Below are 11,354 nucleotides of genomic sequence, written 5' to 3' on the forward strand. Positions count from 1 at the left end.
CCTGCGAATAAATAACTATATAGATTAGCTAATTGAAACGCCTTTCACCCCTGCCATACCTTTTAATAATCGCAACAGATCTTCTATCGACGTCGTGGCATGAAGCTGGATATCAATGGCGACCACTTCATGATCTTCATTTTCCTGCAACGAAACTAAATCCGTTTTTATTTTTTGCTGCTTAAACCAGTCGAGCATTGATACCGTATTACCGTTCACTAATGTCAGCTGTAAATGGTAATTTTTATTCATCAGGCGGAAGGTTAATTGATGGAAGACTTCCAGCACCAGTAAGGTCATCACTGAACCATAAATGCCCAGTTCGTACATACCGCTACCAATAACCATACCAATGGCGGCGGTCACCCAGATATCCGCTGCCGTCGTCAGACCTACAATATTTTGGTTACGAACGAGAATGTTACCTGCACCGATAAACCCGACGCCCGTCACCACCTGAGCAGCAATACGGCTGGGGTCCAGTCCGACGTGATCTAAAGACAGCACGTCAGCAAAACCATATTTCGAAACAATCATAAACAGGGCGCTTCCCATGCCAATTAATACATGTGTGCGTAACCCTGCTCCTTTGCCGCGCATTTGCCTTTCCATGCCAATAGCGCCACAGGCAATTGCTGCGAGTATAAGACGTATAATAAATTCTGCTGTCATATAAAAATGCAAAAAGGAGCAGCAAGATGGCTCAACTTGCTACTCCTTTTTACTTGTGCCCCATTAATTCGGCAAGTCATTAGATGCTTGATTTTTGAAAGTATACAAATTTTTCTGCGGATTTTTTTTGCAGTATTCGATCACTTTAGGAATTTGAGTAAGATCGGTTTCATTTAAAGTAACAGTATCACCACCTTTATAAACTGTTTCTTCATGCAGCATCCACCACGCAACCGGTGTCATTGCTTTTGGATTCAGATCAATAAATTCCTGGCAAGTCATATCTTTAGCGGATTCATTGGCTGCCAGCGCAGATTGTGCGTTCACCAGTGACAAAGCCGCTACAGCGCCCATAAAAATAAACGCTTTACGGAGAGATGAAATATTCATTTTGTAACCCATTCAATATAGAGATTAAATATGAACAGAAGGAATAGCTGCTTTTGAAGAAGGTATTCCTACCTGTTCAATATGCAAGGAAGTACGATGTAACGTATTCCCGGAATTACATATCTTTCTTAACTTTGTCCCATTCGCTTTTAACTTTATCTTTAAAGTTGGCTTGTTTATCCTGAGTACAAGCCTGAACGATCGCTGGGGTTACGGTTGCAATACCCTGAACATCTAAAACCGCATCTTCTGGTTTATCTTTATTGTTCAGTGCTTCAGCAAAACCAACTGCAGTTGGCTGGAAGGATTCGTCCACAGCCAGAAAATCTTCACAGGTCCAGGTGTTGACCGGTTTTTTGTTATCAGCTGCTTTTTGTGCATCCGCTGCATTGCTCACCACTGGCAGAAGAAGCAGACCACCAAGAATAACGCCTAATACTTTTTTCATCGTAATATCCTCAACTATAAAGTGAAAGAGCCGTCACGAATTAATTTCGACACTGAGGTTATAACCTGGTTTTCTGTATATGTCATGTTGATGGAAAATATCAAAATCAGATATTTTTATTTTAATACAATGAGTTACAGATGCATCTGATACTGTAATTAGGAAATTTTTATTAAATCGACTGCATTCTTAGACGCGTTTTTGGCATAGATTGATAGCAGGGGATTTTCTTCTTAATTTTATAGGGTGGTTCTATGTTATATATAGATAAGGCAACAATTTTGAAGTTTGATCTGGAGATGCTTAAAAAACATCGCAGAGCAATCCAGTTTATTGCCGTGCTGCTGTTTATCGTCGGGTTGCTGTGTATCAGTTTTCCGTTCGTCTCTGGCGATATTTTAAGCACAGTAGTGGGTGCATTATTAATCTGCTCGGGTATTGCGCTTATTGTCGGGTTATTCAGCAACCGCAGTCATAATTTCTGGCCGGTATTATCCGGTTTCCTCGTCGCAGTCGCCTATTTATTGATCGGCTATTTCTTCATCCGCGCACCAGAGCTGGGCATTTTTGCCATTGCGGCATTTATTGCCGGTTTGTTCTGTGTGGCAGGGGTTATTCGCCTGATGAGTTGGTATCGTCAGCGTTCAATGAAAGGCAGTTGGCTACAGCTCGTTATTGGTGTGCTGGATATCGTCATTGCCTGGATATTCCTTGGTGCTACGCCGATGGTTTCTGTAACGCTGGTTTCCACACTAGTGGGAATTGAACTGATATTTAGCGCCGCTAGCCTGTTCAGCTTCGCCAGTTTGTTTGTTAAAAAGCAATAATTATCCCTATTGCCACCTGGATCATAGTCACTTGATGTGACTATGATCCAATTAATACTCTCTCCGCTACACAGCATTTTAGATCAATTGCGCGCTATCATTGAAATAATTACCTGCTGATGAGTATTTCAACCTACTGAATTTTATCTGATTTTTTTCATTGCATGGCAAATTAGCCATTTCAAACATTATCATGGCTGATATTTTCCGTAGTCAGGTTTAATGTTTTAAAAGTGCTGTGGGAAAGTGAACAAAGAGTTCCGTAAACGTTGATGCTATGGGCGGTTAAATAAGTAATCCGGGTTCATTTTTTTGCAACTGGCGTTGATTACATTGCATAAATATCCGTGTCTCCAGACGCTATATAAAAACCTGAAGACATGAATGAGTTATTTACTCAGGTAATTTCAATGCGTTAAAAGAAAGCTGGCAATCCAATTGCCAGCTTAAGTCGAAACAAGGAGACTCGATATTTAAATCGGATTACATTTTAACTTTAGTAATATTCTTCAGAGATCACAAACTGGTTATTGATAACTTATTCTTGGGCAGTAATCCGCAAACGTTAATTTTTTGTTTGCAGTTTACAATCTGATAACAACCAGGAATTTTACTTAGGATCAATATATGGAGTGCGTGATGGATAAATCTGAAGTATTGATTAGTGTTAATAGACGTATTAGTTCACGAAGGGCAAGGTTCTTATAGGCGTTTACTATATTGAACAACGATTCGGACAGGGATGTAAATAATGAAAAGGATGACATGTTCGAAACGATAACGGCTAAGGAGCAAGTTATGATTTTTCTCATGACGAAAGATTCTTTTCTTTTACAGGGCTTTTGGCAGTTGAAAGATAATCACGAAATGATAAAAATCAATTCCCTGTCAGAGATCAAAAAAGTAGGTAATAAACCCTTCAAGGTTATCATTGATACCTATCACAACCATATCCTTGATGAAGAAGCGATTAAATTTCTGGAGAAATTAGACGCCGAGAGAATTATTGTTTTGGCACCTTATCACATCAGTAAACTAAAAGCTAAAGCGCCTATTTATTTTGTCAGCCGCAAAGAAAGTATCAAAAATCTTCTTGAGATTACTTATGGTAAACACTTGCCCCATAAGAATTCACAATTATGTTTTTCACATAATCAGTTCAAAATTATGCAGCTGATTCTGAAAAACAAAAACGAAAGCAATATCACGTCAACGCTCAATATTTCGCAACAAACATTAAAGATTCAGAAATTCAACATTATGTACAAGCTGAAACTAAGACGTATGAGCGACATCGTCACCCTGGGTATCACATCTTATTTTTAGTCAGGACATAATTAACTGAAAATGATGGCAGGCATGAAGAGGGATGCAGATGCTGATTTCATTATCCCCGGTGATGACTAAAGGAGAGGCGAAAACGACTTTATTCCCCTGGTATGTGTATCCACCAGTAGAACCCTTCGTTGCCCGAATGCTGGCAGGAACTGTTGGCAGAACGGCAACATTTTTTTTGTCGTTGACCTCACCATGTCGATCACTGTGCTTGCATCCCATCTTACTGGCTGACAACCCCACTATGCCGCTGGTCTGTAAATCCCTCATACCTCTCCTCGCGCGCAATTTAAAGAACCGTTATATCTCAAGAATTTTCAGGGACTAAAATGAACAGAAGAAGAAAACTGTTAATACCGTTGTTATTCTGCGGCGCGATGCTCACCGCCTGCGATGACAAATCGACGGAAAACGCCGCCGCCATGACGCCTGAGGTCGGTGTCGTCACACTCTCCCCCGGTTCGGTCAATGTGTTGAGCGAATTGCCTGGTAGAACCGTTCCTTATGAAGTTGCCGAGATACGCCCTCAGGTGGGCGGTATTATCATTAAACGCAACTTTATCGAAGGCGATAAAGTGAACCAGGGCGATTCGCTGTATCAGATTGATCCTGCGCCTTTACAGGCCGATCTAAACTCCGCCAAAGGCTCGTTGGCGAAAGCACTCTCAACCGCCAGCAATGCCCGCATCACCTTTAACCGCCAGGCATCATTGCTGAAGACCAACTACGTTAGCCGTCAGGATTACGACACCGCGCGCACCCAGCTGAATGAAGCAGAAGCCAATGTCACCGTCGCCAAAGCGGCTGTTGAACAGGCGACGATCAATCTGCAATACGCGAATGTCACCTCGCCGATTACGGGCGTCAGCGGGAAATCGTCGGTGACCGTCGGCGCACTCGTTACCGCTAATCAAGCCGATTCACTGGTTACCGTGCAACGTCTGGACCCGATTTATGTCGATCTCACGCAGTCGGTGCAGGATTTTTTGCGCATGAAAGAAGAGGTCGCCAGTGGACAAATCAAACAGGTTCAGGGCAGTACGCCAGTACAGCTCAATCTGGAAAATGGTAAACGTTACAGCCAGACCGGCACGCTGAAATTCTCCGACCCGACGGTGGATGAAACCACGGGCTCCGTGACGTTACGGGCGATTTTCCCCAACCCAAATGGTGACTTGCTGCCAGGTATGTATGTCACGGCATTAGTGGATGAAGGTAGCCGCCAGAATGTATTACTGGTGCCGCAGGAAGGCGTCACCCACAACGCCCAGGGTAAAGCAACGGCGCTCATTCTGGATAAAGACGATGTTGTGCAGCTACGCGAAATTGAAGCCAGCAAAGCCATCGGCGACCAGTGGGTTGTCACCTCTGGCTTGCAGGCTGGCGATCGGGTGATCGTTTCCGGTTTGCAACGTATTCATCCGGGTATCAAAGCACGTGCAATTTCCTCCAGCCAGGAAAACGCCAGCACCGAATCGAAACAATAACGTTGCAGGCTTAAGGGGACTTTCATGGCTAACTATTTTATTGATCGCCCGGTTTTTGCCTGGGTACTTGCCATTATTATGATGCTTGCAGGTGGTCTGGCGATCATGAACTTACCGGTTGCGCAATATCCGCAGATTGCGCCACCAACCATTACCGTCAGCGCAACCTATCCGGGTGCCGATGCGCAAACGGTAGAAGACTCGGTCACTCAGGTGATTGAGCAAAATATGAATGGGCTTGATGGCCTGATGTACATGTCTTCAACCAGCGATGCGGCGGGTAATGCCTCCATCACTCTGACCTTTGAGACGGGGACATCGCCTGATATCGCGCAGGTTCAGGTGCAAAATAAACTGCAACTCGCTATGCCTTCATTACCTGAAGCGGTGCAGCAGCAGGGTATTAGCGTCGATAAGTCGAGCAGTAATATCCTGATGGTAGCGGCGTTCATTTCTGATAACGGCAGTCTCAACCAGTACGATATCGCGGACTATGTAGCGTCTAATATCAAAGACCCGCTAAGCCGTACCGCGGGCGTTGGTAGCGTACAACTCTTTGGTTCCGAGTATGCCATGCGTATCTGGCTGGACCCGCAAAAACTCAATAAATACAACCTGGTACCTTCCGATGTTATTTCCCAGATTAAGGTGCAAAACAACCAGATTTCTGGTGGTCAACTGGGTGGCATGCCACAGGCGGCAGACCAGCAACTGAACGCCTCGATCATTGTGCAGACGCGTCTGCAAACGCCGGAAGAATTTGGCAAAATCCTGTTGAAAGTTCAGCAAGATGGCTCGCAAGTGCTGCTGCGTGATGTCGCCCGCGTCGAACTTGGGGCGGAAGATTATTCCACCGTGGCGCGCTATAACGGCAAACCTGCTGCCGGTATCGCCATCAAACTGGCTACCGGAGCAAACGCCCTGGATACCTCGCGAGCGGTGAAAGAGGAGCTGAACCGTTTATCGGCTTATTTCCCCGCAAGCCTGAAGACGGTTTATCCTTACGACACCACACCGTTTATCAAAATTTCTATTCAGGAAGTTTTCAAAACGCTGGTTGAGGCTATCATCCTCGTCTTCCTGGTCATGTATCTGTTTTTGCAGAATTTCCGAGCCACAATCATCCCGACGATTGCCGTACCGGTGGTTATTCTCGGGACGTTTGCGATCTTGTCGGCGGTCGGTTTCACCATCAACACCCTCACCATGTTCGGGATGGTGCTGGCGATAGGGTTGTTGGTGGATGACGCCATCGTGGTGGTGGAGAACGTCGAGCGTGTCATTGCGGAAGATAAGCTACCGCCGAAGGAAGCAACGCATAAATCCATGGGGCAGATCCAACGTGCGCTGGTCGGGATTGCCGTTGTGCTTTCCGCAGTGTTTATGCCGATGGCCTTTATGAGCGGTGCAACCGGGGAGATCTACCGACAGTTCTCCATCACGCTGATCTCCTCGATGCTGCTTTCAGTATTTGTCGCAATGAGCCTGACCCCTGCCCTGTGCGCCACCATTCTGAAAGCCGCGCCGGAAGGCGGTCACAAACCTAACGCCCTGTTCGCACGCTTCAACACGCTGTTTGAAAAATCAACTCAGCACTATACCGATAGCACCCGCTCACTGTTGCGTTGTACCGGTCGCTACATGGTGGTCTACCTGCTGATTTGCGCCGGGATGGCGGTGCTGTTCCTGCGTACGCCGACCTCTTTCTTACCAGAAGAGGATCAGGGGGTATTTATGACCACCGCGCAGTTACCTTCCGGTGCAACCATGGTTAACACCACGAAAGTGCTGCAACAGGTGACTGATTATTATCTGACAAAAGAGAAAGATAATGTTCAGTCGGTGTTTACCGTTGGCGGCTTTGGCTTCAGTGGCCAGGGGCAAAACAACGGTCTGGCGTTTATCAGCCTCAAGCCGTGGTCTGAACGTGTCGGCGAGGAAAACTCAGTTACCGCGATCATTCAGCGGGCAATGATTGCGCTAAGCAGTATCAATAAAGCCGTCGTCTTCCCGTTCAACTTACCCGCGGTGGCTGAACTGGGTACCGCATCAGGTTTTGATATGGAACTGCTGGACAACGGTAACCTGGGGCACGAAAAACTGACCCAGGCGCGAAACGAGCTGTTATCACTGGCTGCGCAATCGCCGAACCAGGTTACCGGGGTACGCCCGAACGGCCTGGAAGATACGCCAATGTTCAAAGTTAACGTCAATGCCGCGAAAGCCGAGGCAATGGGCGTGGCGCTGTCCGATATCAACCAGACAATTTCCACCGCCTTCGGCAGCAGCTACGTGAACGACTTCCTCAACCAGGGACGGGTGAAAAAAGTGTATGTCCAGGCAGGCACGCCGTTCCGTATGTTGCCGGATAACATCAACCAGTGGTATGTACGCAACGCCTCTGGCACGATGGCACCGCTTTCTGCCTATTCGTCTACCGAATGGACCTATGGTTCGCCGCGACTGGAACGCTACAACGGTATCCCGTCAATGGAGATTTTAGGAGAAGCGGCGGCCGGGAAAAGTACCGGTGACGCCATGAAATTTATGGCAGACCTGGTCGCTAAACTTCCGGCAGGCGTCGGCTACTCATGGACCGGACTGTCTTATCAGGAAGCGTTATCCTCAAACCAGGCTCCCGCGCTGTATGCCATTTCACTGGTCGTGGTGTTCCTCGCCCTTGCCGCACTTTATGAGAGCTGGTCAATTCCGTTCTCGGTGATGTTGGTTGTACCGTTAGGCGTCGTTGGCGCATTACTGGCCACCGATCTGCGCGGCTTAAGTAATGACGTCTACTTCCAGGTTGGTTTGCTGACTACCATCGGGCTTTCCGCCAAGAACGCCATCCTGATCGTCGAATTTGCCGTTGAGATGATGCAGAAAGAAGGGAAAACGCCGATAGAGGCGATCATCGAAGCGGCGCGAATGCGTTTACGCCCAATCCTGATGACCTCTCTGGCCTTTATTCTCGGCGTGCTGCCGCTGGTAATCAGTCATGGTGCCGGTTCCGGCGCGCAAAACGCGGTAGGTACCGGCGTGATGGGCGGGATGTTTGCCGCAACAGTGCTGGCCATTTACTTCGTTCCAGTCTTTTTCGTTGTAGTGGAACATCTCTTTGCCCGCTTTAAAAAAGCGTAACGTGTAAATGAGAGTAAGGTTGAACGTGAGGGTTCAGCCTTACTCTTTCCTGCTAACCATTCACCACTCAACAACCAGCTGACCGTCAGGAATACCAGGCTTAGTACACAGCACTGAAAGTAGAAGCCACTCCAGCCATTCGTCATCAATTTGAACAGCACAATACTGACCCACATTCCCGTAATCGTATGAATTGTCAGCTTAATAATCCCAAACATGCCGAGTCTTTTCCTCCTGAAAATACCTATACCGCCTGGCTAACTACGAAAGAGATCTTGCCGGTAGCCCGGAAGAGATCATCAGGAAAGAGTTTCACATGAAGCAGGTGCGAGATCCTGACCAATATTCAAATACGAAATAGGTCAGGAGAAGGTACCCGGAGAATGTTGCGCAAACTGATGTGGCGTTACACCATAATATTGTCGAAATGTGTTTATAAAGTACGACGTACTGCTATACCCACATTTTTCTGCAATAGTATGTAGAGGAATTTGACGTAACTCGAGTAATCGTCTGGCCATCGACATCCTGGAGGCGAGTAATATTTTACTGAAACAGGTATTTTCATCCTGCAACTTTTTTTTGATGAGACTCTCGCTGGTATACATTCTTTCCGCGATATCGCGTAGATACCAACGTTTAGCGATATCAAAGCTAATAAGGCGTTCAACTTTTCCTGAAACAGTACTGATACTATTGAAAAGTAAGGGGATAAGTTCTTTCTTATGAGAAAACATTGATAAACAGGAAAGGTAAAGCATCTTGCTCATTATCGGCGAATTTACCCCGGATTCATTGAAACTATCAAAAATCGCCGTCACCAGAGGCATGGGGGGGGACTGGTTAATTAACAAACGGTCTTTGCTATGTAACCCTAAATTGCGTGGTAGCTGACGAATATTTTGTAAGTAATGGCAAATTGTCAGCTCATCGATATCCAGCCGTCGCGTATCCGGTGAACAAAACGCAAAATCATCTGCCAAATTTTTATCCAGCAGTAGAATACTTTCGTTGTGCAACGATATTTTTTGCTGTTCATGATGAATATCCAATGAACGACGAACGAGGATCACCGAGCAGACATGAGTCATGACTATCCCTTATATTTCATTACTGCGATTATTTCAATTTCAGTATACTAATGAAATGACGCCAGACTGTTTCTTAGTGCAAAAACTGCCATATTTGGTAGGACCAAAATTTATCCACAAAGTAGTTTTGCATAACAGTTAATTGATAATAAGTAAATGCAACACCAATATATTTTCACACAGCGTATAGCTTATGTTTATAAAAAAATGGCTGATCTTATTTCCAGTAAAAGTTATATTTAACTTACTGAGAGCACAAAGTTTCCCGTGCCAACAGGGAGTGTTATAACGGTTTATTAGTCTGGAGACGGCAGACTATCCTCTTCCCGGTCCCCTATGCCGGGTTTTTTTTATGTCTGAGTAAAACTCTATAATCTTATTCCTTCCGCAGAACGGTCAGTGCCGTAAAAATTCCCTTGTGCAACAATACTTGCCACCGAGTCACGGTTCGGCAATTCTTGTGCCGATCGCTCCTGATACTCTGTGGGCGTCATCCCATAATAATTTCGAAAAACGTAAATGAAATACGACACGCTGTGATAACCACAGGACACTGCGACTCTTTTAATTGAAAACCCATGTATAACAATAAGTTGTAAAGCACGTTGCATTCTACACTCAGTAAGCAACTGTGAATATGACGTACCTTCTTCGCGCAATTTTTTCTTTAACAGGCTTGAACTCATCAACAGCTCGCTGGCGATTTGGGCTAATGTCCACTCATGGGCGATATTATTATTGATGACCGTACAAACTCGTGTTCGCATGTTCGGTTGCAAAACGTTCAGAAGCAGCGGTATAAACTGCTCGTCCTCCAGGAAAACAGATAACAACGCAAAGATTAATGCTCTTTTACGGAGCATTTCTGCATAGCGCAGATTCTTATTCTGCGATAGTTGCGCAACCTCCTGAAAAACAGGAATATCTCTGGTACAGTGATGAACGAGTAACGAAGGAACTTTTTTATGTGCATGAAGATTTAATGCCTCCTCCTTGAGCATCGGGAGAAATAATGAAAGCGTGTCCCTTGAAACTAATACAAAATTCTCGACACACTTATCCACTTGAATTTGACTTGCATCCGCAAAAACCAGTTCACCGCCATTAAAATAGCGATATTCACCATTAACCATGGTGAGAATATATTTATGTCTTGCGTACGCAATTAGACAATTACCATGTAGTGATTGCATAGTCGGCTTAATATTACATAAACATATTACTGTTTATTAATGTAGCACGCCGCCCTCTTAAGTCAAATTGATTGATAAATAAATTTAAACGAAGCGGGAAAACAGGATGATGATGTGTGATGATAGTCGGGCTGGATAACTGGATTTATAATACAAAAAAAGGCGTTAAAAACGCAGGGAAATTATTAGTAAGCAAATAATCCCTTATTGTGATATTAAACGGTCTCGCCACCCTTAATAACATTCATATAACATATATCTTATCAACACGATGAATAAACAGCCAATATATTATTGCATGAATAAGTAACCGAATGCCCCACCTGTTTTTTAAGGTCGGGGCATTCGGTTTTTACAAAATTATGTTATCAGGTGTGTTTAAAGCTGTTCTGCTGGGCTATACCCTGCAGTTTCGGGTGATCGCTGAGGTATTTCAGGGAGGCTTTGTAGTCTTCCAGTAACAGTTCAGCAAAGTCCATTTCGAAGCCACGACGGCACATAATGCGCATCACCACGATGTCAGTGGCTTCACCGCCGAGAGTGAAGGCCGGAACCTGCCAGCCGCGCAGGCGCAGACGTTCAGAGAGGTCGTAGAGGGTGTATCCCGGGTCTTCACCATCTTTCAGTTTGAAGCAAACCGCCGGGATGCCTTCGTCCGGGCGACCGGTACAGATGAACTCATACGGCCCCAGTTTGGCGATTTCATCCGCCAGATAAGCGGCAACCTGGTAGGAAGCGTTCTGTACTTTGGTATAGCCTTCACGACCGAGGCG

At 45.5% G+C, this 11,354-nt stretch carries 11 protein-coding genes; 4 read left to right on the forward strand and 7 right to left on the reverse strand.

Annotated features, from left to right (window positions below; genetic code table 11):
* Positions 1-24: 24 nt before the first annotated feature.
* The 3 genes from BGE37_RS22825 to hdeA all read right to left on the reverse strand — a co-directional run bounded on the left by BGE37_RS22825 (position 25) and on the right by hdeA (position 1,510).
* Positions 25-672 (reverse strand): MgtC/SapB family protein, encoded by a 648-nt coding sequence (locus BGE37_RS22825; protein WP_001296814.1) that lies wholly within the window; start codon positions 670-672, stop codon positions 25-27.
* A gap of 63 nt (positions 673-735) precedes the next feature.
* Positions 736-1,062, reverse strand: a complete 327-nt coding sequence (gene hdeB / locus BGE37_RS22830; protein WP_001298717.1) for an acid-activated periplasmic chaperone HdeB — start codon at positions 1,060-1,062, stop codon at positions 736-738.
* Between the two features lie 115 nt (positions 1,063-1,177).
* Entirely contained in the window at positions 1,178-1,510 is a 333-nt protein-coding gene (gene hdeA / locus BGE37_RS22835) for an acid-activated periplasmic chaperone HdeA (protein WP_000756553.1), read from the reverse strand.
* A 254-nt stretch (positions 1,511-1,764) separates the two neighbouring features.
* On the opposite strand from hdeA, the gene hdeD reads away from it, so the two are divergent.
* Complete coding sequence (hdeD, locus tag BGE37_RS22840; RefSeq protein WP_000965671.1) at positions 1,765-2,337, forward strand: acid-resistance protein HdeD; 573 nt, start codon at positions 1,765-1,767, stop codon at positions 2,335-2,337.
* A gap of 798 nt (positions 2,338-3,135) precedes the next feature.
* Entirely contained in the window at positions 3,136-3,663 is a 528-nt protein-coding gene (gene gadE, locus BGE37_RS22845; protein ID WP_000576690.1) for an acid resistance transcriptional activator GadE, read from the forward strand.
* Here the strand turns inward: gadE and BGE37_RS22850 are convergent, their stop codons facing one another.
* Complete coding sequence (locus BGE37_RS22850) at positions 3,664-3,942, reverse strand: hypothetical protein (protein WP_001205315.1); 279 nt, start codon at positions 3,940-3,942, stop codon at positions 3,664-3,666.
* 107 nt (positions 3,943-4,049) lie between these two features.
* Between BGE37_RS22850 and mdtE the strand changes: the two genes are divergently transcribed.
* Both mdtE and mdtF read left to right on the forward strand, forming a co-directional pair.
* Positions 4,050-5,159 carry a multidrug transporter subunit MdtE gene (mdtE, locus tag BGE37_RS22855; protein WP_311023917.1) on the forward strand — a complete coding sequence of 370 codons (1,110 nt, stop codon included), beginning with the start codon at positions 4,050-4,052 and terminating at the stop codon, positions 5,157-5,159.
* A 24-nt stretch (positions 5,160-5,183) separates the two neighbouring features.
* A complete protein-coding gene (mdtF, locus tag BGE37_RS22860; RefSeq protein WP_089575752.1) occupies positions 5,184-8,297 on the forward strand; it encodes a multidrug efflux pump RND permease MdtF in 3,114 nt (1,037 codons plus the stop codon).
* Positions 8,298-8,659: 362 nt separating this feature from the next.
* Here the strand turns inward: mdtF and gadW are convergent, their stop codons facing one another.
* The 3 genes from gadW to BGE37_RS22880 all read right to left on the reverse strand — a co-directional run.
* Positions 8,660-9,388 carry an acid resistance transcriptional activator GadW gene (gadW, locus tag BGE37_RS22870; protein WP_105272318.1) on the reverse strand — a complete coding sequence of 243 codons (729 nt, stop codon included), beginning with the start codon at positions 9,386-9,388 and terminating at the stop codon, positions 8,660-8,662.
* A gap of 368 nt (positions 9,389-9,756) precedes the next feature.
* On the reverse strand, positions 9,757-10,581 hold the full coding sequence (gene gadX / locus BGE37_RS22875; protein ID WP_105272317.1) for an acid resistance transcriptional activator GadX: 825 nt from the start codon (positions 10,579-10,581) through the stop codon (positions 9,757-9,759).
* Between the two features lie 368 nt (positions 10,582-10,949).
* Positions 10,950-11,354: pyridoxal-dependent decarboxylase (locus BGE37_RS22880; RefSeq protein ID WP_001773767.1), on the reverse strand; the 405-nt coding region annotated here is incomplete at its 5' end.

It is taken from the genome of Escherichia sp. MOD1-EC6300, from assembly GCF_002965045.1.
Lineage (GTDB): Bacteria > Pseudomonadota > Gammaproteobacteria > Enterobacterales > Enterobacteriaceae > Escherichia > Escherichia coli_F.